Here is a 21,750-nt window from a genome sequence, read left to right as displayed (position 1 = left end):
TTAAATATTGCAGTTATTTTTGTTTCGCCTTCATTATTTCACCAGGTAGAAAACTTATGTAAGAAATAAGGCACTACCAGCGGCCTTATTAATAACAAGTCTAAACAGTTATCGTGCTAATGATAAAACGTATTTTTATCGGTGAAAGAAAGCAATATAGAGACAAAAGGATCGTTATGAATGCGAAAAAGACAGCATTACCTACGTTAATTGCCTTGTTGATATTGGGTGCAACGTCAACGGCCCGAGCAGAAACGATCACTGGCACCATTGGGGTAACCTTAGCCATTACCTCAGCCTGCATTGTTGATAACGGTGCAGGTACGGGAACATCATGGGGAACGTTAGATTTCGGTTCCTACACTAATCTGGCAACCGATATCGATGCTCAAGTCACCAGTACCGTGGGAAATGGCCTGACAATCACCTGCTCAATAGGCCTGCCAGCTACCGTCTATATTCGTCAAGGTGCCAATGACTCGGGTTCCCTACGCACACTATCACCCAGCGCAGGCACCTATAGTATTCCTTACCGCCTTTATTCCGATGCAGGAAGAACGGCAGAAATCCCACCGGACGGTGCATCCGGAATACCGTTAACATCAGACGGAACGCCGCAGTCTATTCCTATTCATGCTCGAATTCTGTCTTCCGATCAAACCATTATTGCGCCAACGGCCGGTGCTTATACCGATACCGTTTCAGCAACCATTGAGTGGTAAAACATGAATATCGCTGGATCACTGATTGATTAATGCGGGTAAGAAAAATGCGTCTTCAGTTGGTATGGTTCTCATCTGTTGCGCTTTTTTCCTCACCGCTGGCTGCGCTGACGGTGGATAGCACCTTTACCGTTAGCGCCACGATCCAAAAAGGATGTGCATTCGGCAGCAACCAGAGCAGCAATCAAACCGCAATGGGAACAATCAATTTTGGTACACAGAGTGCCGCCGCAACCAATATTGATATAGCAAGCACCGTTGGCAATGGATCCATTGTTATTACCTGTACGCCAGGCATCAACATCTCCGTTGCCATGGACTATGGCCTTCACGGCGGGAATAGCGCCCAACGCTATGTAATGAATGCCGCAGGAACGCGCTCACTACCTTATCAACTCTATCGTGACGCCGCCCGAACCGAGGTGTGGGGAACCGGTGCGCAGGCACTGAATATCACCGCCTTTCCCACAACCACACAGACTTACACCGTCTATGCCCGTTATTTTGGCGCGCAACCCTTGCCACCCACGGGGCAATATAGCGACAGCATAACGGTCAGCCTGACCTATTAAAATAAATAGGGTAACTGCATGAAAAGCAAACTGGTGATATTTATTCAATGGATGACTGTAGCATTATTTACACTAAGCGGATCGACCTTTGCCGCAAGTAGTCTGCTTGTCTGGCCGATTTATCAGGTGATCGAATCAAATGAAACCAGCGCAGCATTATGGCTGGAAAATAAAGGCAACCAACCTGTCGGATTACAAATCCGCATCGTGGCCTGGAAACAGATTGATTTTCAAGATCGCTATGCTGAGCAAAAAGACGTTATTGCCACACCGCCATTTACCACGTTAGAGCCGGGTAAACGGCACCTGATACGACTCATTCGAGTCATTCCATCAACAGCCAAGACGCAGAAAGCCTACCGTATCATTATTGATGAAATTGCAGAGCCCTATAATAAAACATCGGAATCGCCCCAAATGGGTATTCAATTCCAAATGCGCTACCTGTTGCCTTTGTTTCTTGATGGCGAAGGGATCTGGACACAAATCCGTCCAGAGAAAAAGCGTGCCAGCGGCACCCCCAATCTTCCCGAACTCTATTGGCGCGTGGAGAACGTCGCAGGAAAACCACATCTGTATGTGCACAATAAAGGCATCGTCAGTGCCCGCTTAAGTAATGTGTTCTGGGCCGCGTCTAAAGAAGGAACGGGAAATAAAATCCAAATAAATAGCGGTTTCCTCGGTTATGTATTAGCCGGGCAGCAAATGCGCTGGCCTCTCCCGTCTGGGATATCCGTACCTGGAAACGCTTTACAGCTCTTTACCCATTTATCAGATATGGCCGAGCCTGTTTTAATTAAACGTGAATGACGTGATATTCAATAACGGGAATAGAATCAAACGAGACACCCCATCAGGAAAACTGGCCTCACTAAAACATTTCCTGATTGGAACGGTCATCACGAGTTTATTGTTTAATTCTGCATTATTTGCCGCGGAAGAGTTTACCGATTTACCCGCCCCACCTCGGAGCAAGCCCACCATTAATGACGCGATCTATTATTTAACGATTAGCGTCAATGGACAAAGTAATCAGGATGCGGTGCCCGTGAACTATCGCAACGGCCATTATTATGTTGATGCCTCAGAACTGAAACGTAACCATATCAGGCTACCGGATGATGGCCGCGCCGATCGCCGCACCACGCAGATTAATGTTAACGACCTACCGGACGTTACCGCAGAATATGACCCCGGTTCGCAACAGCTAAAACTGAGCGTTCCCACTGACTGGCTCCCCCTTCAGGAAGTAAACGGCCACAGTACGGGCACCGAACGTCTTATTCCTCGTAGCAGTACAGGACTGCTATTCAACTACAACCTTTATTATTCTTCTCCAGCAACCGGTAACGATACGATTAACACGTTGATGGAGCAGCGTCTCTTCAGCGATTACGGCATGATAACCAATACCGGTATTTATGATGTGACAACCGGAAAAAATAGCGCTTCTCAACGGAATGGTTATCGGCGTTTCGATACCTATTGGCGTCATAGCGATAGTGAACGTATGCTGACCTATCAGGTTGGCGACCTGATCAGCAATTCATTAACCTGGAGTAATTCAGTACGTATGGGAGGCGCCCGCATCAGCCGGGATTTTGGTATCAGGCCCGATATCATTACCTATCCGTTAATGCAGTATACCGGTTCCGCGGCAGTCCCTAGCACATTGGATTTATTCATCAACGGCTACAAAGCAACCAGCTCGACACTTAATTCCGGCCCATTTACGTTAACCAATACGCCCTATTTAAACGGTGCAGGCGAAGCAACCGTCGTTACCACGGATGCTCAAGGGCGGCAAATTTCTACGACCGTACCGTTTTACGTCTCAAATGAATTACTACGTGCCGGACTCAGTGATTTCGATCTGTCCGTTGGTGCTCTGCGTCAAGATTATGGTTTCAGGAATGAATCTTATGCTTCTGACCTCGCCGTTAGCGGTCTCTATCGCTATGGATTAACCAACTGGTTAACGCTATCCAGCCACGTCGAAACGGTAAAAAATCTTTATTTACTCGGCGCTGGCGCTGACTTTACCGTTGGGCGCTGGGGAACCATCAGTTCGTCTTACAGCCAAAGTGAAAAAGAAACCACAGGACACCAATATACCATCGGGTATTCCTATTATGCCCGGACGTTTGGCCTCAACCTGCAACATGCGGAGCGCGATATCCACTATCGCGATCTCACGGTAGCCTATCAGGAAAACCAGCTTAGCCGTCAAAGTAATCAGGCCACCTTAAGTAGCCAACCATTCGGCTCAGGAAACGGCACATTTGGGGTAGGTTATTTCGATATACAGTCTTTCGACTCTGCACGAACACAGTTACTGAACCTGTCTTATACCCGCCAACTCTGGCAAGGGAGTTCTGTTTATGTCGCGCTGAATAAAACGCTGGGTGAAGACGACTACAGTGTGCAGTTGCAATTTGTTATGCCCATTGGTTCACGCGACTCAATCAATGCCGGTATTCAACGTAATAATCGCGGGGATTATGCCACGCGTCTTGGTATTACCCGCTCCACGCCGACAGAAGGTGGGTTTGGCTGGCATGCGGCCTACGCTGCGGGCAAAGATCCCTATTATCAAGGCGCACTAAGCTGGCGCGGACCTTACAATCTGGTTCAGGGAGGCGTTTATGGTAACGAGGGAAATACCACACAATGGGGGGAAGTCAGTGGTGCGCTGATCTACATTAATGGCGGCCTGTTCCCCAGCAACCGCATCAACGATGCGTTCATTGTTGTCGATACGGAAGGTTATGAAGGCATCCCTGTTAAATACGAAAATCAGTTGGTCGGTCAAACGAATAAACGCGGCCAGTTGCTCGTTCCCTGGGTGACATCCAACTATTCCGCGAAGGTCGAGATTGACCCATTACAACTTCCTGCTAACGTTGAAACGCCGAAGGTAGAAGAGCGAATTTCCGTCAAAGAAGGCAGCGGAACCATCGTAAAATTTCCGGTTCATCGCGTCTTATCCGCCAATATTATATTACATAACACAGATGGTCAGCCGCTTACCGTTGGCACCTGGGTAACGGACGAAACCAGTGGCACCACCACCGTCAGCGGTCATGAGGGACTGACGTATTTCTCCAATCTAAGGGCATCCAACACGCTGCGTTTTACACAAGAAAATGGGCAAATCTGTCGGGTTGAATTTTCATTACCGGAAACGCAGGAAATGATGGCAACAATAGGGCCGCTCATGTGCCAACCTCATCCAAAAGGATAACAGCATGCAAAAAAAAGCGTGGTTACTGCGTCTGGGATTTCTCTTCGGTCTATTTGTGGCACACGATAGCATCGCGGACTGTAGCGCACCGCCCAGTTCCATCCTGATCGGCCCATTCGCCTCATCGATTGTCGGACCGCCACTCACTGGCGGCGCATCGCAAGTTGTGACATCTGGCAGTGGTTTCAAGTGTAGCGGTAGCCTGTTAAGCATTGCTGGGACCAACACGATCACCGCTACCGTGATCTCTGATACCAACCCCAGCGGAACAACCATGCGAATGCGACGTGGCAACAGTTCAGACTACATCCCCTACAGCCTGTGCATGGATTCAGGTTGTAGTACGCAGTATAACATTGGCTCCAGTAACACCTGGAGCCAGACGACCTTTCTCGGCATATTAGGTTTGTTCAATTCGGCCGACGGCACCATGCCAATTTACATCCGCACCAGCGTGGGAAACAACGTGGCAGCGGGCAGCTACACCGATGTGATCAGTTTCCGATGGGACTACAACCTTTGCGCTATAGGGGTAGGACTGCTTTGCTTCCAGGATCGAGGTTCCATCACCTCTACGTTGAGCATCACGATGAATATCACGAATGACTGCCAGATCGCCAGCGCACCGAACATCAGCTTTGGATCCGCAGCGCTACCTGCCGACTTTCCTATCATCACCAATAACTTAGGGGTTCGTTGCACCAATCTGGGCGCTTATACCGTAAAACTGACCAGCACTCATCCTGACGATGCCAACTGGCGCAGGATGACAGCGACAGTGGGCGGAACGCCTCATTATCTGCAATATCAGATTTACCACTCCGGCAACGTAGCCTGGACAGAAAATAACGACTATTCCGGTATCGGGACCGGAATCGCTCAAACCATTCCCTATACCGCTCGAATTAATACAAATCAGGCCAATAAACCTGAAGGAACCTATACCGACACGGTCACCGTTAGCGTGACGATTAACTAAACGCATGACGTTTGATGTTGACAACCGTTCCCTGCGAGATCCCTCCGCCTGACAAACCGGTGCGCGCACTTGAGCCTTCCCTGATAAGAAGAAAAGTGAGAAACAGAGGTATGGATTAACTCTCCATACCCGAAGCATAAAATGTTTGCTGATTTTCCTGCATCGACAACAGGCGCTCACAAGGCGCGAAACGATCGCCATATTGTTGCTGCAACACCTGCAATGTTTTCACGACCGTGGTCATACCAAGGCGATCCATATAATGAAACGGCCCGCCCAAAAACGGGGGAAAACCGATACCAAATACAGCCCCGATATCGCCATCTCGGGCACACCGGATGACCGCCTCATCCAGACAGCGAGCCGCTTCATTCAGCATCATCATGACACAACGCTGGCTAATCAATGCAGGATCAATATGAGCTTTCGGCGTAACATCCAATAATGGATAAATCGTATTATCGACGTCTCTTTTCGATTGCCAGAAATAGCGTTTCTCGTTATAGCGGTAAAATCCTTTCGCATTTTTTCGCCCTTTTCGCCCATCCTTCAGGATGGCATCAAATGTCGGCGGCGGGGTAAACCGTGCACCAAACGCGTCGCTTAACACGGGGACAATTTTCGTCGCGATATCTATTCCAACTTCATCCAACAACGTCAGCGGACCAACCGGAAAACCAAATCGTACTAGCGCCCGATCAATAGACTCGACAGGTTCGCCTTCCAACAGACAATAGGCTGCCTCATTAATGTAAGGTGCAAGGATACGATTAACATAGAACCCGGCGCGATCGGCAACTACTATGGCGATTTTGCCCTGCTTTTTTGCCAACGAAACGGTCGTGGCGATGGTTTCCGCGCTGGTTTGTGCGTGAGGAATCACCTCAACCAATGGCATTTTTTCTACCGGACTGAAGTAATGCAAGCCAATAACCTGCTGTGGACGACTCGCTTCTGCGGCAATCTGGTGAATGGGTAAAGATGACGTATTAGAGGCAAAAATAGTCTGTGGAGCCCCGAATTGCTCAATCTCAACCACCATTTTCTGTTTGAGAGACAGTTCTTCAAATACGGCTTCAATCACGACATCAGCATACTCAAACCCACGGTAATCGGTGCTCCCCGAAATGAGCGTCATCACTCGCTGCCGCTCAGCAGGTTTCATGCGCTTACGCTGAACACGCTGCGTCAGGAACTGCCAGCTATATTTCAGGGCATGATTGATGCCTTGCTCATTGATATCTTTAATTCGCACAGGCAGTGCCCCGCGAACCGCCGTCACGCTGGCAATACCGCCCCCCATTAGCCCGCCGCCAAGAATACCAATTCGATGAAGTGGCTTGGCTTCAACGGAAGAACCCGACTCTTTTTTCAGCGACGTTGACGCAAAAAACAGGTGACGCAGTGCGGCAGACTCCCGCGTCATCACCAATTTGCCAAACGCCCGAGCCTCTTGTCGATAACCTTCGTCAATGCCTTTTTCCATACCGCGACGTATCACCTGAATGATACGATCGGTAGCCGGATAATTACCGTGCGTTTTTGCTCGGGTTTTTGTCTTAACAATCTTAAATAACACACGTCGAATCCCCGGACTGCCTAACAAACGAGCTCGCCATCCCAGGGGGGAAGCTTTCCGTTTTCCCTTCGCAATCAGCGCAACAGCCGTCTCCAGTAAAATACTACGCGGTACGGCATCATCAACCAGCCCTATTTTTACCGCCTGACGAGCGCCAAGGTGCCGCCCCGTCAGTATCATATCCAGCGCTTTATCCACCCCAATCAAACGGGGCAGACGCTGCGTTCCCCCCGAACCGGGCAATAGGCCAAGTTGGACCTCTGGTAAACCGAGCTTGGTTTTATCATCCAGCGAACACACCCGATAATCACACGCCAGCGCCATTTCCAGCCCGCCGCCCAGGCAAGCCCCGTGGATAGCAGCAACAACAGGGAATGGTAATGATGAAAGATGAGAGAAGACAGCCTGCCCCTGCTTTGCCAAATCTTCAGCTTGCTCAGCGCGAGTACATTCGCCCAACATGGCAATATCGGCCCCGGCAACAAAGGTATCCGGTTTGGCGGAAATCAGAATCAGCCCACGCAGAGACGCATGTTGCTGTGCCTGTTCAAAAATAGCCATGATCTGAGAAGCAAATTCGCTTTTCAGCGTATTCACTTTTTCTCCCGCGACATCAATGGTGACAATGCCAATATTGTCTGTTCGGATAGTCAGCGAAAACGCCCTATTTTCGACTTTTTCTGCAACTAAAACGGATTGTTCGGTCATGGTGTTACCTCCAGAACCATGGCTGCGCCAAGTCCGCCTGCGGCACAGGCCGTGGTTAACCCCAATCCACCGCCTCGTCGACGTAATTCATTCAGCGTCTGGGTTATCATGCGCGCGCCCGTTGCAGCAAAGGGATGTCCATAGGCGATAGAACCACCAAGCACATTGAACTTATCCCTATCGACTTCCCCTAACGCCGAAGACCGTCCCAACTTATTACGGGCAAATGATTCACTGGCAAACATCTTCAGGTTTGCCAACGTCTGGGCGGCGAACGCTTCGTGCATATCAATTAAGGTTAAATCCGACAGCGTAATACCGGCCCGTGCCAATGCGAGCGGCGAGGCATAAGCCGGGCCGAGCAACATGTCTTCCCACACATCAATGGCGCTAAATGCATAGCTACGTAAATATCCCAACGGGGTGATCCCCAAACGGTTAGCCTTATCTTCACTCATCATCAAAATCGCGGCAGCACCATCCGTTAATGGCGTACTATTCGCCGCCGTCACGCTTCCATGCAGGCGATCGAAGGCGGGTCGCAGACGGGCATAATGCTCCGGAGCCGAATCGTGGCGTACGTTATTATCTTCGTGTAACGCCTGTTGGTAGGGAGGAATATAAGCGGTGATTACTTCGTCGGCCAACTTCCCTTCTTCCCATGCTCGTGCCGCCAGACGATGTGAGCGATGGGCCAATGCGTCCTGTTCCTCACGCGAAATATCATAGGTTTTTGCCATTTGCTCAGCCGTGTCACCCATCCGTAATCCGGTGGAATATTCAGCCACCGGAGGGGCGACCGGCAGTAAATCGCTGGGGCGTAGGCGGGATAATAGTTTAAGCCGTTGGCTTAACGAGCGGGCTTTGCTTAAATCCAGCAATGTTCTGGCCAATTTTTTGCTCACGCCAATAGGCAAAACAGAAGAAGAGTCCGCGCCCCCCGCAATACCGACATCAATCGTTCCGGCCATAATACTTTCTGCAATATTGACGACGGCCTGGAAGCTCGTTGCGCAGGCACGGGAGACACTATAAGCGTCGGTATGAACACTCATGCCCGTTCCCAGTACGATTTCTCTGGCGATATTCGGTGCCTCTGGCATCTGAACCACCTGACCGAACACCAACTGCTGTACCTCATCAGGATTGATTCCGGTCCGAATAAGGAGTTCACTCACCACCATCTTTCCCAAATCCATCGCGGGCACACCGTGATATGCCGTTGCCTGACGGGCAAATGGCGTTCGTAACCCGTTAACAATCGCCACGCGATCGCCACGACGGGTTATCAGTGGTAATACCTCGTTCATAAACGCTCCTGTCTAACAGAGGAATACAACACGCGCACAACAGGTCTGACCTGATCTCATTGTTAACGAAATAGTTACATTACGCAAACGGGAACGGCACAAAAGTGTGAATATGAACAAGGAGTAATACGAGAAAAGAGAAATAAAAAACAATAAGGAAGGAAAGCTCATCGTAGCCGTCAACACCGTAATGATAACGGCCACCATTCTTTATCTAAAGTTCGGATGCCCGACCTTCAATAAGGATAACGCTATTAACGCAGACCGAGTTGAAAAATCATCGTTTCAGCCTGGCAACTGAAGGTAAAATCGATATCCAATTTCACGCCACCATCGACCGCATCAATCTTACTTTCGATCAGGCAAGGCTCAGACTCTACGGCGCGTGCTTTTCCCGTCAATGCGCTTAATGTCTCTTCCGCTTCGGCGCGATTGGTGAAAACTCTACTATAAGATGCTGTACAATCGGTATTGTCCATCACGGTACCCACATCCACGCAGCAACAGGCAGCGGTTTCTTCAGCACTACATTTGTTTATCGCGTTTGTCATCGTTCATTCCTCTATGGTGCGGCAACTTGATCCAGTTCAAAAATCCTGCATTCCTTTTTATTTTACCTGCCAGACTTCATCAGCACTAGAATTTACTGGTTGCAGAGAAATTTAGTGACACTCATCACATCCTATTGTTATGACTAAGTAATCTTCACGTAACCTCTCATTACCAAAATTAACCAAACTGTTAAGTGGATCTAATTTCGCATCATTTTAGACATCTTTTTAATACACAAATGCAACATTTTGACATTCCCAACTTATACTTTGGCAACTGGTCTGATTTGTCAGACTGACCGCGCCCCCTACAATGCGCGTCCCTTGTTACCCCGCGTAACAAAGTTAAATAACAAGCACATAAAGAGGTTTTGGTCATGAGCCAGAAAAACCTGTTAAAACATACTGCAATCGCTGTCGCAGTGGCACTGATTTCAACGAATGCATACTCCGCTGGCTTCCAGCTTAATGAATATTCATCATCAGGTCTGGGGCGGGCATTTTCAGGTGAAGGCGCGGTAGCGGACAACGCGACTTCCGGGAGTCGTAACCCCGCGACCATGACAATGTTCGATCGCCCTTCCTTTTCGGGTGGTGTGACCTATATCAATCCAGATATTGACGTTCAGGGCAAAAACTCACAAGTCCCAGGACAAAATACTAGCGCCAAAAATATCGCCCCTCATGCCTGGGTGCCAAACCTGCACTTTATTATGCCACTCAATGAACAATGGGCGATTGGGGCATCGGCAGTGACCAACTATGGTCTGGCAACCGAATTCAACGATAACTATGCCGCAGGTTCCATCGGCGGAGAAACCGATCTGGTGACCTCTAACCTGAACCTGAGCGCCGCTTACCGTCTGAATCAACATTTCAGTTTCGGTCTGGGTGTGAATGCTGTTTATGCCGATGCAAAAATCGTTCGCCGGGCCGGTGAACTTGCCCCAGCATTTGGATTGCAACCCTCCTCTGAACTCGCACATTTAGAAGGTAAAGAGTGGGGATATGGCTGGAATGCAGGCATTTTATATGAAGTGAATGATAAGCATCGCTTTGGTCTGACTTACCGCTCTAAAGTCGATATTGATTTCAAAGGCGATTATCGTAGCGATAAGTCATCATTGATCCCAGGTGCGCCAGTTGGTACAAATGGTGCAACCATCCCCGGCAAACTGACATTAAACTTACCTGAAATGTGGGAAGCTTCCGCTTACCATCGAGTCGACCCTAAATGGGCGGTTCACTACAGCCTGACCTACACGAGCTGGAGCCAATTTCAGGAGTTGAAAGCCACGGGGAATAACGGGCAGACCTTGTTCCAAAAAGAAGAAGGATTCCGTGACGCCTATCGTATCGCACTTGGAACAACTTACTATCATGACGATAACTGGACGTTCCGTGGTGGTATTGCGTTTGATGACAGCCCGGTCCCCGCGGATAAACGTTCCATTTCTATTCCCGATCAGGACCGTTTCTGGCTAAGCGCCGGCACCACCTATGCTTTCAACAAAGATGCCTCTGTCGATGTTGGCGTTTCTTATATGCATGGTAAGAAGGTGAATATCAGCGAACCTATCTCTGATACCGCTGGATCTCCACGCTATGAATTCAGCTCTAAAGGCAAGGCCTGGTTATACGGTGTGAACCTGAACTACGCGTTCTAATCTTGCTGTTTAGTTTGCGGTACAGGCAGGTAAGCGATCTTACCTGCCTTAGATTTGAAAGGTTTTAAACGGATAATACTGAATTTACTCGGCGTCGATTTCGTCGAGCGAATCCTGAATTGCTGCTGCATTTGGATTAGCCTGCGGGGTAATTTGCCCATCGCTCGCCAGGAAATCATGACGCTGGAAATACGCTTCACGCATCAGCAGATAGGGATCGGAAGAATTACGCAACAGGCCATCAGAATCAAGCAACTGTGCACGCGTTTCCACCCCTTCAATCGCCCATTTACCAGCAGACATCCAGAATGTCAGATAACTCAGCACCGGATACAGGGTATCCACCACACCGCCCACATCTTCCCGCGGTGTCACACTACCATAGCCAGGTAACACCACATAAGGGCCGTATCCCATACCATAATTACCCAACGTGCTGCCGAATCGGCGAGACTCTTCCTTTGCCAGTTTCGGGTTAGCCATCGTAGCCACGTCGATCAGCCCCCCCATCCCCAGCAACGTGTTCAGGAAAAAGCGGTTAAAGTGAACCATCGCTTTATACGGTTTTCCCTCAACAAAGTAGTTCACCATGGTGGCTGGTTCTTCCAGGTTACTGAAAAAATTGCCTAAACCATTACGCGCAGGTTTGGGGACATAATCACGCCACGCCACCGCGACCGGGCGCAACACATAGGGATCCAGCACATCGTAGTTAAACGTGAACATGGTACGGTTAAAGCCTTCAAGCGGATCAGAACGTCCCTCCTGAGACCGTTCACCCGAACTGGCGCAGCCGATAAGTAGCACACTGGCAAACACCACCCCACTCAGGCGGTAATTCATATCTGTTCTCCCTGATTATATTGCGTTATGCCCTGTCGCTGAGAATAAACATTCTCAACCTCATCCGACCCAGAGGATAGCAAGTCAGAGCGCTGTAATACCAACAGTGTAACATTTTATCGTTTGGCTTCTACTTTGGTTTATTGATTCCCACTTAAGAGGAAAAAGAGAAAGATTGCTGACAGTTTAAGCAATCGCACCGTTAAGTGCTTATTCTCAGGAAGAAAATGAGTATAATAACCCCGTTTTAAGGCCTCATAGTTAAATGGATATAACAAGCCCCTCCTAAGGGCTAGTTGCAGGTTCGATTCCTGCTGGGGCCACCATTCACACTTCTCCTAACGTCTACTCCGGTCAACAAAACCCAGTAATACCAAGCCTTCACACCAGATTTCATTATCTCAACGTCTACGACAATCTATTGCAATCAACACATTTCAGGGGGTACATTTGGGGGTATTCTGTGTTCGGTCTAAAAGAGATACCCCCAAATGAAATTAAACGCTCGTCAAATCGACACAGCCAAACCCAAAGATAAGCCTTATAAGCTGGCTGACGGCGGCGGTTTATATCTGCTGGTCAATACTAACGGGGCGCGGGACATAGCATTGCCGCCACAGTGAGCCGGAATCGGGGGACGGGTTGCTTTATCAAGCGACTGGCGAAACTGACCGCTCAAACGCAATAAGGGCTATGTTGGTTCACATAAATCCAGTGCTGGCGAGGCTTAGCAGCCTGTGAACCAACCGAACCGACACCTTTCTGCTGATCTATAGGGAAATTTGGCGGGAATAAAAGATAAAAAAACAGGAAGCAGCAGCCCAGCTAACTGGGCTACGTTCAGGCAGCTTTCGGTGAAAACTTCTCTATAAACTCCTGTTTCACCTGAATATCAAAATCGGTGAACATGGCTACCGGCTTAACACTTCTGCCCACTTTTTCCAGTCTTACAAAGCCATGCGAGTTCAGTGTCTTGAGCGTCACAGATAAATTGCTTTTCTGACGACCAGACATTTCCGCCAGTTCGGTGAGGGTTTCGGGTTTTTGTTCATCCATAAGTCGCAGCAAAGCGATATTCTCATTACTGAGTACCTGAGCCAGCGCATTCATGGAAGTAAACCAGACTTTAGGCTCCCCTTCTTCCGGTTTGTACTGACCTTTGACGATGGCAAGCATTCTTGCGCGGATCACGGCTTCAGGCATAACGCCAATCAGGGCTTTCATCGTATTAACCTCTTTTTTCACGTTCTGCGATGACTTCATCTATTCGGGTAAAGAAATCTTCAAGTAACTGTGCGACAGACACAAACTCATACGGATAACCTTTATCCACAGGCGTTCGGTGTACATGGTCATAGACCAGACGCCCCGAAAACTTCCCTTTCTTGGGCGGCTTAATGGCGTGTGCGTTATCCATTCCGAATACCCGTGTATTGTGTTTGTCATGCAACGTCAGCGCATACCGGATACCATGCGGGATGAAAGCCGTCGCTTTAACTTCCCAGGCATCCACTTTCCACCAGTATCCATCTTCTCGGTATACCGTCTCGCCATGCAATGACAGCAGGTAATCTAAAGCACTATCACGTTCCATATGCTACCCTAGTATTGTTATGATCCAATCATAACAATAAGTATGTGTATGTCAAATTCAGTCAGACAATAATCCACATTCTGCTTGCCCCAATCATCAATACGCGCTAAATTCGCGAAAGATACCGGAGTATGGCTTAAGCCCCACGCCGGTATTTTTTTGCCTAAAATCTGCCATAACCCCCAAGCCTGCAATGGTTCGCCTTGCAGGCTTTTTTCATGGATAAATACAATGGAACCCAACGAATTAGTCGAAGCTCTGCGCGAAGAGGAAAAGCATCAAGACTGATTAAACCTGTAACGGGTTTAATCAGGGAAGGAGAAACAAGACATTCATATCATCTGATTTTTAATCATAAATCAGAGAGTTGATTTTAGCCGAGACTTGTTCTTGATCCATCGATTGTCGAACATTAATTCCCATACCCAGCACGTTGAGCTGATCGTGTAATTTTTGCAGCAAGGTTTCATCATCCCTCAGGCAAAGAATATAAGCATTTTCAAAAGGGAGAAGATCCACGAGCCTGACGCCATAGGGTTTCAGATAGAAATTGATATGTTCGAGCCAAGGCATAACATACGGTAACTCATCAGGATCAACACTGGCCGTTGACCAATCAATCTCCTCAATAAGCGAGAAAATAAACTCGGCAGGATCCTCTGATATCGCTAAGTCCGACAGCGGTTTTAATTCCGGAATATCGCCGCTATATTCTCCCCACTCCTCATAAACCATCAGTCCTTGTTCACTCAGTTGCTCATACAACCAGTCCAATACCGTTCCCTGTTCGCTGCTTTCAGGAAGGCTGGCCAGCATTGGGCCAATATCTAATCCTGGAAGGCATTGCTCCAAGGTTACTACCAGGTTTTTTATCTGTTCCATTAACATTTCCTTTTGTTTTAGATGAATAACCTAGCGCTCATCATAACCGATTTCGACCACATTTCACTGGCTGGAATGAGCGTTGATCTAAAAAACCGACACGCCACGTTGTTCAAGGCGATAACATTTTGAACCACATAAATTAGTGATCATCATGTTGACAGCAGGGACATACATCAACCTCTGAAACGTGCATGGAGACAACCCCATCAGAGTCCCATTCAACGCGGATGGGATGCCCCTCAGGAAGCGAATGATGTAAATATTTACTGACGGGGCTTTCCGTCATTCCGGAGATTTCTTCTGTCGCAATCAGCGTCTCCCCGACAAAAACTCTGGCCGTGGCTAAAGACGCAATTCGCTGCTCTCCCGCCAGTTGGTACAAATAATCAATAGTCAATTTGATACGAGACATGACAACCAATCGGCTCCTTGTTTAGTAATAAAAAGAATAAAAATTATGCAATTTTGATATTAATGAAAAAAATAAATCAGCCGATTTACTTTACGATAACATATCTTTTGCAAGGTTATACCCTCAACCATTCGAGTTGCAGGAAGGGTCGGTCATGGGTGCGATTAACGCACATACAATTTGAGGTATGACGGATATATAAAAAAGGAGTTATATTGTGGTCATTCCAGATATTCAGTCCTTAAATGTCAATCTCCAGTCTACTATGCCGACAACGGGCGTCGCTACAAATGCAAACGCCGTTGCTGCCATCAGTACTGGTAATAACACCGACACATCGACGACAAACTCTGATTCATCTTCCTCAATGGAGTCAAACAGCGCAACAAAAGTCACGCTGTCATCGGATAGAAAGCGCGTAATTGATAGCGAGCGTGCAGAGAAAAAAGCGGTTGAAGACAGAGAAGAACAGCCTGATGCCACTGCCGAATATTCGCTGTCTACAACAGGTATTCCTCTTTATAACGGCAAACTCGTTTCCGTCATTAAATATCCCGATGGGCAATCCGAAATGTTTGATGCCTTTACTGGGAAACGCATAACACAAGAAGACCTTGCTTTATTGAGTTTCCTGCAAGGGTCAGATCCAGAGCAGGTGTTGACATTCGAAAGCACGACATCCTATAGCAATATGTCTGCGGCTGAAGTTTACCAGCAAATTCAGGAAATGCTGCACGGTAAAGGTAATACCGAGTGACGGTAAACAATCATTTCTCTGCCACCGCGTCGAGTACCGATGTATCGTCACTGCGAGCCGTCTTCGCTGGGCAAATTCATTTCTAATGAATCCCGCCTGCTTACAGTCCTCGGCCCGTAGTGACAATCCATCCTACCCGCGTTATTTTAACAACCTGACTTTGCAGTTTTTCCCTTTTATTTTTCCTGATTGAAGTTGCTGCATCGCCCGTTTCGCGCTGGATTGACGAATCGCGACATAAGCATGCATCGGGAATAGATCAATTTTACCGACCTCTGCGGCGGTAATCCCCGCCTCCCCTGTCAGTGCTCCCAAAATGTCGCCGGGACGAATTTTAGCTTTACGCCCCCCGTCAATACACAATGTCATCATTTCTGGTTCCAGCTCAACCGCATGACCACGGCTGATTTCTGCGGTCGATGACCATTTAATCGTTATACCTAAATAATCTTCCAGCAGGTGGGCACGGTTCATCTCCTGAGGCACGCACAGGCTGACCGCCACGCCTTGCATCCCCGCTCGCCCGGTACGACCAATCCGATGAACATGCACTTCCGGATCGAAAGCCAGTTCGAAATTTACCACCAACTCTAATTCTTTTATGTCCAGACCGCGGGCAGCAACATCGGTCGCCACCAATACGCGACAGCTACGATTGGAAAAACGAACCAATATCTGATCGCGATCGCGTTGTTCTAAATCGCCATGCAACGCTAATACACTGATCCCTCGAGAATGCAACGCATCAAATACGCTTTGGCAATCACGTTTGGTATTACAGAACACCACACAGGAGGCTGGTTGGTAATGGCCCAAAAGCGAAATCAGCAAGGGTAAACGCTGCTCTCTTGTCGTTTCGTAAAAACGCTGTTCAATTGCAAGTTCTGCTTCTTCGTCAATAACATCAACGTTCAAAGGTTGGCGCTGAAACCTGGCGCTGATCTGCTCGATTTCATTCGGATAGGTAGCAGAGAACAACAATGTCTGACGATCCATGGGGGCATAGCTAACCACATCCTCAATCGCGTCAGTAAAGCCCATATCCAGCATGCGATCGGCTTCATCCAGCACAAATATTTTCAAAGCATCCAGTGAGAGCGATTTTTTACGTAAATGATCCTGGATACGTCCGGGGGTACCGACAACAATGTGCGGCGCATGGACCAGTGAATCCAACTGATGCCCCATGGGCTGGCCACCACATAACGTCAGTATCTTGATATTCTGAGCAAAACGCGCGAGGCGACGCAATTCTTTACTAACCTGATCGGCCAGCTCACGTGTCGGGCACAACACCAACGCCTGCGTGACGAATGATTCAACAACAATCTGGTTGAGTAGTCCGATACCAAAAGCAGCCGTTTTACCACTGCCGGTTTTTGCCTTGGCTCGCACATCGGAACCTTGCAGAATCGCGGGTAGCGTCGCGGCCTGAACGGGTGTCATTGCGGCATAACCCAGTTCATTCAGATTAGAGAGTTGCTCAGCCGGTAGAGCAAGGGAAGAAAACGAGGGTGTACTCACCATAATGACTCTTATTACCAACGGTAACACAACAAAAGATTACGCCAGACTAAAGACAAAGACGGGCGCGGAATTTGCCGCAATAATAACAGAGATGATGAATATTGCCCGATTTACCTGATATCAGCCATTAAGAGGGAATATCTTTGTACCGGTCTTATCGAAACACGGAAGAAAAACCATATTGAACTAAACCGCCTTGCCCCTGTGTTGATAACAGGTATTGAGCCAATAATCGTGCTTCATGACGAACCGGTTTGAGTGTGGCAAACATATATTCCGCCGTCACCGCATAAGACTCAGGAAGAAATACAACGTGTAAATCTGGTTGATTCATCAACATAGGCGCATAGCTAGAGTAGCCGATGTGCATATCGCTTTGCCCGGAACGAATCAGATAGCTGCCCGCCGTCATCCCCGCTGGAATCTCATGCTGCATTGAACCACCCACCAACGGTCTGGCTTTTTCCCGTAATGTCACCCCGACCCCACGATGGTGCCGTTCTATCTTATCGAACAACTGCAATGCATAGTCTCCACCGGGATCGTTACCGGGCGTAGACGTTGATAGCACAAAACGGGGATCGAGTAACGCCTCAAGCCATGACTGCGACGTCAGTTCGGACACATTACGCATCACGATACATAACCCGTTCGTCGCAAAAATCGCCGTTTCATCCGCCATGCCTAACGCTTTTAGCCGTTGCGGATGAGTACAATTGGCCGAAGCAAAGAGATCGACTTCAGTTCCCTGAATAATGCTTTCACAAAGCATGCCGGCTGGCCCAAAAGTGGAGGCAACCGTCACGGCATATTGTTCACTAAATGCAGCTAACAACGGAGAGAATGCGCGACGTAGACTACCTGCGGCATAAAGACGTAAAGGCTGATTCATTGGTCCTCCGTAAGCGTAAATACCGGTACCAACGTACGATAGCGTTGTGATTGAATATCGATCGTCACTTGCTTAACCGCGATGCCATAAAGTCGCAATAAATTATCTTCATTCAATACATCCTGACTGCGACCATAAAGATATTGCTGATCATCCATTAATAGCAATGCCAGGTCTGCCATCGCCAATACCTGTGCCGGATCGTGTGTCGTCAACACAATGCAAAGCCCCTGCTCTTTAGCCAATCGCTTCAGCAAACGCAATACGATGGCTTGATTTTGCAAATCAAGCGCCGCCATCGGTTCATCTAAAATCAGCGTTTGACAACGTGAAGCAAGCGCACGAGCAATCAGCACCAATTGGCGCTGACCACCAGAAAGCTCACTGAATGGCTGATCCATCAGTGATGCGATATCCAGCGTTTCCAGGGCTTCGGTAGCAATGGCGATGTCTTGTGCGGACGGACTCACAAACCACGGAATACTCGCCGCTCGCCCCATCAACACCATATCCAAAACACGATAAGAAAATGGCGGAGTAAATATCTGGGGCACAAACCCGATTTGTCCGTTGCGGTGAACCCGCCCCGAAAGCGGATTCAGGTTACCCAGCAGCGTATGCAACAACGTGGTTTTGCCACGCCCGTTCGTCCCAAGAATGGCAGTGATCTCTCCCACATGGCAACACAGGTTCAAAGGCTCAAAGAAACGTTTTCCTTGTGCATAACCGTATGTGAGTGCATCCGTAGACAACATAACGGGTGACATGCTAGCGGCTCCCGTCCTTACGCTGATTACGATAAAGCAGCACGGCAAAGAGCGGTGCCCCAAGAAGGGCCGTAATAATACCCAGCGGGATCTCCGCCTCGCTGAGATTACGGGCTACATCATCGACCAAAATCATAAATCCCCCACCCAGCCACAGCGCAACAGGAAGTAAACGACGGTGGTCTGCCCCTACAAGCATTCTCGCCACATGTGGGATCACCAAACCAATCCAACCGATGCTACCGCTTACTGCAACCTGCGCGGCAACGATCGCCGCGCATAAGCTCAAAATCAACCAACGCAATGGCTGAACGGCCACCCCGAGAGTACGAGCATCCTGTTCCCCCATCGACAGCACATTAATCTGCCAGCGTAATCGCCACAGCAAACCACCCGCAATCAGCAACGGAATAAACAGCATGACAAACTTATCCCAATGCGCGGTTGCAAAACTGCCGAGTAGCCAGAAAACGATGCTAGGTAGCTTTTCCTCAGTATCGGCCACATATTGCATCAGGCTGACCAACGCACCAAAGAAACCGCTGAGGATCACGCCAGCCAAAATAAGGATAAGCATATTATGTTTACCCAATACCGCCGCTATCATGAACACCAGCAGCAGAGCCAACATGCCAAAAGTGAACGTTGAAAACAGCAATATCAGCGGTGTCCAGCCAAGCAGAATCGCTAATGTGCCGCCAAAAGCCGCACCTGCCGAGACACCAATAATATGCGGATCAACCAGTGGGTTACGAAAAATACCTTGTAAAGCCGCGCCACTCAATGCCAACCCGGCACCGGCACACAACGCCAACAACACGCGCGGTAGGCGAACACGCCATACCACCTGTCGTTCAATATCACTGAGCGCATCGTTCATTCCGATAAACGGTTCAAACAGGATCTGTACTATTCTCCAGGGGGACAGGCTAAAACGACCCATCCCCAGTGAAAATACAGCAATAGCCAGTGTTGCACCCGCCACAATGAGCAACGTCATGCGGTATGACTGAGGTTTCATTGCGCCACAGAGGCATCGGCCTGATAGTCAGTGCGATAGAAACGCTGGTAATAATCTGTCGCCGCCTTCTGCATATCAATATCGCCAAATCGTTCTGGATAAAGTTTCTTCGCCATCCACAATTCACCAATAGCTAACGCTTCCGGCATTGGGTATCCCCATGCTTTGGCATATTCCGGCATCAGATAAACCCGATGGTTTTTCACCGCATCGATCGCTTGCCATGCCGGGTCACTGATGATGTGTTTCACCACATCAGGATAACGATCCTGCACAAAAATGACCTGAGGATTCCAGGACAGCACATTTTCAATAGAGACTTGCTTAAATCCTTTAATAGTGGCTTCCGCGACGTTCAACGCACCAGCATGTGACATCATTAATCCAGTGTATTTACCTGAACCATAAGTGGTGAGGTCTGGATTCGCCATATAGACGCGTACGCGTTTTTCCACTGGGATGTCACGCAAACGCTCTCCCACTAACTGACGCTGAGAAAAGGTATAGTTGATAAGTTCCTCTGCCTGCTTCTGACGACCAACCACTTCACCGATCAGGCGGATACCTATTTTCAGCCCTTCGTTATAGGCGGTGTTCTCATCGCTCATCGTTGGATTGATTTTATCTGCTTCCCCCGGCTGGTCCTGACGCAAAGATACCGCGATGACAGGAATACCCGTGCGCTCAATCTGTGAAATCATTTCAGGCGGTGCGTAATTCGCGACGAACACGACCTGGGGTGATAACTGCAACAAACTTTCAATATTGACCTGAGTCAGATCGCCAGGCATGGGTAACTGGGCCAAATTAGGTGCCAAACGCAAATAACCTTCACCCAACTGCTTTTTCCAACTGGATAGCACACCGACCACACTATCTTGAGCATCTAATTGAACCAAAAGATTAAGCGTTTGATGCTGAAGCACGACGACCCGATTGATCTGGTCAGGCAGAGTCACATGGCGTCCCAGTTGGTCCGTCACCTGACGGGTTGCCCAGGCATTAGAAAAAACAAATAGCAGTGCGACCCACCATAATGTGCGGCTATATTTCTTTATCATCATTGTGTCCTGAATTATCGATATATATAAAACAATACAACGATTGAGATAAAGAAAATACTGATCTCACTCATAATAATATCCAGATACTAATTTAGAGGTAGAGGCCTAATCACGACCGAATCGCCCAGGCAGACTCACGACAAACCTTCGTTAATCCACTCAGATATTCACCTCGGATCTATCCATGATCTGCCTCCGACGCTTTTTAATGCTATTTCCGTAAATTTTGTACGATTTCCATAAATATTGTATCGAAGCCCTCTTGAATTGTGCCCCTGACTCAGCGTAGATTGAGCGCCGATCCCGTCATAACTAGTGTGACCCCTGGTGATGACAGCGGGGATGTGTTTTTCCGTGAAAAAATAGCAAGCGGTAAACATGTCTCTTTCATAATAAAACGCACAATCGGGATCGTTGCTGGCGTGGTTTCTTTCTGCTGGAGAATATATCGGTGAAGTATTTTTTTATGGGTATCTCATTCTGTCTGGTTGTTTGGGTGAGTACTTTTATGCTGATGGTGGAATAACCCGTCATTTGCCTGACAGAAACCCATTACTGAAAGGCACAATACAGTGGTAGACAGAATAACGGGCATAAATCGGGCTGAAAGTGTTTGCACTTTCGGCCTTTTTACTTTTCAGTTTTCCTGCCTGTCA

General features: G+C 48.4%; 21 protein-coding genes, 1 tRNA gene and 1 pseudogene. 10 read left to right on the top strand and 13 right to left on the bottom strand.

All coding sequences use genetic code 11. The features are described 5' to 3' along the window. Nucleotides 1–176: 176 nt before the first annotated feature. The 5 genes from ACKPVM_RS03345 (at nt 177) to ACKPVM_RS03325 (ending at nt 5,517) form a co-directional block, all read left to right on the top strand. Entirely contained in the window at nt 177–722 is a 546-nt protein-coding gene (locus tag ACKPVM_RS03345) for a Csu type fimbrial protein (RefSeq protein ID WP_409306882.1), read from the top strand. A 47-nt stretch (nt 723–769) separates the two neighbouring features. Further along, a complete protein-coding gene (locus ACKPVM_RS03340; RefSeq protein WP_409306881.1) occupies nt 770–1,294 on the top strand; it encodes a Csu type fimbrial protein in 525 nt (174 codons plus the stop codon). Nucleotides 1,295–1,312: 18 nt separating this feature from the next. After that, complete coding sequence (locus ACKPVM_RS03335) at nt 1,313–2,104, top strand: fimbrial biogenesis chaperone (RefSeq protein WP_409306880.1); 792 nt, start codon at nt 1,313–1,315, stop codon at nt 2,102–2,104. Between the two features lie 100 nt (nt 2,105–2,204). Next, nucleotides 2,205–4,538: a fimbria/pilus outer membrane usher protein gene (locus ACKPVM_RS03330; RefSeq protein ID WP_409306879.1), complete on the top strand. Its 2,334-nt coding sequence runs from the start codon at nt 2,205–2,207 to the stop codon at nt 4,536–4,538. A gap of 4 nt (nt 4,539–4,542) precedes the next feature. Beyond that, entirely contained in the window at nt 4,543–5,517 is a 975-nt protein-coding gene (locus ACKPVM_RS03325) for a Csu type fimbrial protein (protein WP_409306877.1), read from the top strand. Between the two features lie 115 nt (nt 5,518–5,632). Here ACKPVM_RS03325 and fadJ read toward each other — a convergent pair whose 3' ends face one another. The 3 genes from fadJ to ACKPVM_RS03310 all read right to left on the bottom strand — a co-directional run bounded on the left by fadJ (nt 5,633) and on the right by ACKPVM_RS03310 (nt 9,665). Beyond that, nucleotides 5,633–7,804: a fatty acid oxidation complex subunit alpha FadJ gene (gene fadJ / locus ACKPVM_RS03320; RefSeq protein ID WP_409306876.1), complete on the bottom strand. Its 2,172-nt coding sequence runs from the start codon at nt 7,802–7,804 to the stop codon at nt 5,633–5,635. Further along, nucleotides 7,801–9,114, bottom strand: a complete 1,314-nt coding sequence (fadI, locus tag ACKPVM_RS03315) for an acetyl-CoA C-acyltransferase FadI (protein ID WP_409306873.1) — start codon at nt 9,112–9,114, stop codon at nt 7,801–7,803. The genes fadJ and fadI overlap by 4 nt, the downstream gene beginning before the upstream one ends. Before the next feature lie 254 nt (nt 9,115–9,368). Continuing rightward, nucleotides 9,369–9,665 carry a YfcZ/YiiS family protein gene (locus ACKPVM_RS03310; RefSeq protein WP_409306872.1) on the bottom strand — a complete coding sequence of 99 codons (297 nt, stop codon included), beginning with the start codon at nt 9,663–9,665 and terminating at the stop codon, nt 9,369–9,371. A gap of 377 nt (nt 9,666–10,042) precedes the next feature. Between ACKPVM_RS03310 and fadL the strand changes: the two genes are divergently transcribed. Beyond that, on the top strand, nt 10,043–11,332 hold the full coding sequence (gene fadL / locus ACKPVM_RS03305) for a long-chain fatty acid transporter FadL (RefSeq protein ID WP_409306870.1): 1,290 nt from the start codon (nt 10,043–10,045) through the stop codon (nt 11,330–11,332). 84 nt (nt 11,333–11,416) lie between these two features. Here the strand turns inward: fadL and mlaA are convergent, their stop codons facing one another. After that, nucleotides 11,417–12,175, bottom strand: coding sequence for a phospholipid-binding lipoprotein MlaA (gene mlaA / locus ACKPVM_RS03300; protein ID WP_409306868.1), 759 nt, complete (start codon nt 12,173–12,175; stop codon nt 11,417–11,419). A gap of 251 nt (nt 12,176–12,426) precedes the next feature. On the opposite strand from mlaA, the gene ACKPVM_RS03295 reads away from it, so the two are divergent. Further along, nucleotides 12,427–12,501 (top strand) — tRNA-Arg (locus ACKPVM_RS03295). 165 nt (nt 12,502–12,666) lie between these two features. Then, nucleotides 12,667–12,774: pseudogene (locus ACKPVM_RS03290) on the top strand (Arm DNA-binding domain-containing protein); the annotation flags it as partial. Nucleotides 12,775–13,015: 241 nt separating this feature from the next. On the opposite strand, the gene ACKPVM_RS03285 reads toward ACKPVM_RS03290, so the two are convergent. From ACKPVM_RS03285 to ACKPVM_RS03270, 4 genes are all read right to left on the bottom strand, one after another. Next, nucleotides 13,016–13,399 carry an HVO_A0114 family putative DNA-binding protein gene (locus tag ACKPVM_RS03285; protein WP_102119528.1) on the bottom strand — a complete coding sequence of 128 codons (384 nt, stop codon included), beginning with the start codon at nt 13,397–13,399 and terminating at the stop codon, nt 13,016–13,018. 4 nt (nt 13,400–13,403) lie between these two features. Then, nucleotides 13,404–13,769 (bottom strand): toxin-antitoxin system TumE family protein, encoded by a 366-nt coding sequence (locus ACKPVM_RS03280; RefSeq protein ID WP_039346002.1) that lies wholly within the window; start codon nt 13,767–13,769, stop codon nt 13,404–13,406. Nucleotides 13,770–14,117: 348 nt separating this feature from the next. Further along, nucleotides 14,118–14,651 carry a hypothetical protein gene (locus ACKPVM_RS03275; protein ID WP_409306866.1) on the bottom strand — a complete coding sequence of 178 codons (534 nt, stop codon included), beginning with the start codon at nt 14,649–14,651 and terminating at the stop codon, nt 14,118–14,120. A gap of 142 nt (nt 14,652–14,793) precedes the next feature. Next, nucleotides 14,794–15,066 (bottom strand): hypothetical protein, encoded by a 273-nt coding sequence (locus ACKPVM_RS03270; protein ID WP_409306864.1) that lies wholly within the window; start codon nt 15,064–15,066, stop codon nt 14,794–14,796. Between the two features lie 217 nt (nt 15,067–15,283). Between ACKPVM_RS03270 and ACKPVM_RS03265 the strand changes: the two genes are divergently transcribed. After that, nucleotides 15,284–15,823, top strand: coding sequence for a hypothetical protein (locus ACKPVM_RS03265; RefSeq protein WP_409306862.1), 540 nt, complete (start codon nt 15,284–15,286; stop codon nt 15,821–15,823). 141 nt (nt 15,824–15,964) lie between these two features. Here ACKPVM_RS03265 and dbpA read toward each other — a convergent pair whose 3' ends face one another. The 5 genes from dbpA to ACKPVM_RS03240 all read right to left on the bottom strand — a co-directional run bounded on the left by dbpA (nt 15,965) and on the right by ACKPVM_RS03240 (nt 21,091). Beyond that, nucleotides 15,965–17,347 (bottom strand): ATP-dependent RNA helicase DbpA, encoded by a 1,383-nt coding sequence (gene dbpA / locus ACKPVM_RS03260; RefSeq protein WP_409306961.1) that lies wholly within the window; start codon nt 17,345–17,347, stop codon nt 15,965–15,967. A 157-nt stretch (nt 17,348–17,504) separates the two neighbouring features. Beyond that, nucleotides 17,505–18,242, bottom strand: a complete 738-nt coding sequence (locus ACKPVM_RS03255; RefSeq protein WP_409306860.1) for a molybdate ABC transporter substrate-binding protein — start codon at nt 18,240–18,242, stop codon at nt 17,505–17,507. Next, nucleotides 18,239–19,009, bottom strand: a complete 771-nt coding sequence (locus ACKPVM_RS03250) for an ABC transporter ATP-binding protein (RefSeq protein ID WP_409306858.1) — start codon at nt 19,007–19,009, stop codon at nt 18,239–18,241. Before ACKPVM_RS03250 ends, ACKPVM_RS03255 begins: the two co-directional genes overlap by 4 nt. A gap of 1 nt (nt 19,010) precedes the next feature. Next, on the bottom strand, nt 19,011–20,009 hold the full coding sequence (locus ACKPVM_RS03245) for a FecCD family ABC transporter permease (protein WP_409306856.1): 999 nt from the start codon (nt 20,007–20,009) through the stop codon (nt 19,011–19,013). A 17-nt stretch (nt 20,010–20,026) separates the two neighbouring features. Beyond that, nucleotides 20,027–21,091 carry an ABC transporter substrate-binding protein gene (locus ACKPVM_RS03240; RefSeq protein ID WP_409306960.1) on the bottom strand — a complete coding sequence of 355 codons (1,065 nt, stop codon included), beginning with the start codon at nt 21,089–21,091 and terminating at the stop codon, nt 20,027–20,029. A 454-nt stretch (nt 21,092–21,545) separates the two neighbouring features. Here ACKPVM_RS03240 and ypdK point away from each other — a divergent pair, with 454 nt between their 5' ends. Next, nucleotides 21,546–21,620 carry a membrane protein YpdK gene (ypdK, locus tag ACKPVM_RS03235; protein WP_099606229.1) on the top strand — a complete coding sequence of 25 codons (75 nt, stop codon included), beginning with the start codon at nt 21,546–21,548 and terminating at the stop codon, nt 21,618–21,620. Nucleotides 21,621–21,750 lie beyond the last annotated feature (130 nt).

Source organism: Pectobacterium hainanensis, assembly GCF_046237015.1.
Classification (GTDB): Bacteria; Pseudomonadota; Gammaproteobacteria; order Enterobacterales; family Enterobacteriaceae; genus JBJYIN01.
Note: the sequence above shows the minus strand (reverse complement) of the source record. Positions and strands in the feature narration are given on the sequence as shown.

Coding starts and splice junctions, on each gene's coding strand:
- ACKPVM_RS03325 (WP_409306877.1), top strand. CDS start 4,543: ATGCAAAAAAAAGCGTGGTTACTGCGTCTGGGATTTCTCTTCGGTCTA.
- ACKPVM_RS03240 (WP_409306960.1), bottom strand. CDS start 21,091: ATGATAAAGAAATATAGCCGCACATTATGGTGGGTCGCACTGCTATTT.
- ACKPVM_RS03255 (WP_409306860.1), bottom strand. CDS start 18,242: ATGAATCAGCCTTTACGTCTTTATGCCGCAGGTAGTCTACGTCGCGCA.
- ACKPVM_RS03245 (WP_409306856.1), bottom strand. CDS start 20,009: ATGACGTTGCTCATTGTGGCGGGTGCAACACTGGCTATTGCTGTATTT.
- mlaA (WP_409306868.1), bottom strand. CDS start 12,175: ATGAATTACCGCCTGAGTGGGGTGGTGTTTGCCAGTGTGCTACTTATC.
- fadJ (WP_409306876.1), bottom strand. CDS start 7,804: ATGACCGAACAATCCGTTTTAGTTGCAGAAAAAGTCGAAAATAGGGCG.
- ACKPVM_RS03335 (WP_409306880.1), top strand. CDS start 1,313: ATGAAAAGCAAACTGGTGATATTTATTCAATGGATGACTGTAGCATTA.
- ACKPVM_RS03345 (WP_409306882.1), top strand. CDS start 177: ATGAATGCGAAAAAGACAGCATTACCTACGTTAATTGCCTTGTTGATA.
- fadL (WP_409306870.1), top strand. CDS start 10,043: ATGAGCCAGAAAAACCTGTTAAAACATACTGCAATCGCTGTCGCAGTG.
- ACKPVM_RS03270 (WP_409306864.1), bottom strand. CDS start 15,066: ATGTCTCGTATCAAATTGACTATTGATTATTTGTACCAACTGGCGGGA.
- ACKPVM_RS03340 (WP_409306881.1), top strand. CDS start 770: ATGCGTCTTCAGTTGGTATGGTTCTCATCTGTTGCGCTTTTTTCCTCA.
- ACKPVM_RS03250 (WP_409306858.1), bottom strand. CDS start 19,009: ATGTCACCCGTTATGTTGTCTACGGATGCACTCACATACGGTTATGCA.
- ACKPVM_RS03280 (WP_039346002.1), bottom strand. CDS start 13,769: ATGGAACGTGATAGTGCTTTAGATTACCTGCTGTCATTGCATGGCGAG.
- ACKPVM_RS03310 (WP_409306872.1), bottom strand. CDS start 9,665: ATGACAAACGCGATAAACAAATGTAGTGCTGAAGAAACCGCTGCCTGT.
- ACKPVM_RS03285 (WP_102119528.1), bottom strand. CDS start 13,399: ATGAAAGCCCTGATTGGCGTTATGCCTGAAGCCGTGATCCGCGCAAGA.
- ACKPVM_RS03275 (WP_409306866.1), bottom strand. CDS start 14,651: ATGGAACAGATAAAAAACCTGGTAGTAACCTTGGAGCAATGCCTTCCA.
- fadI (WP_409306873.1), bottom strand. CDS start 9,114: ATGAACGAGGTATTACCACTGATAACCCGTCGTGGCGATCGCGTGGCG.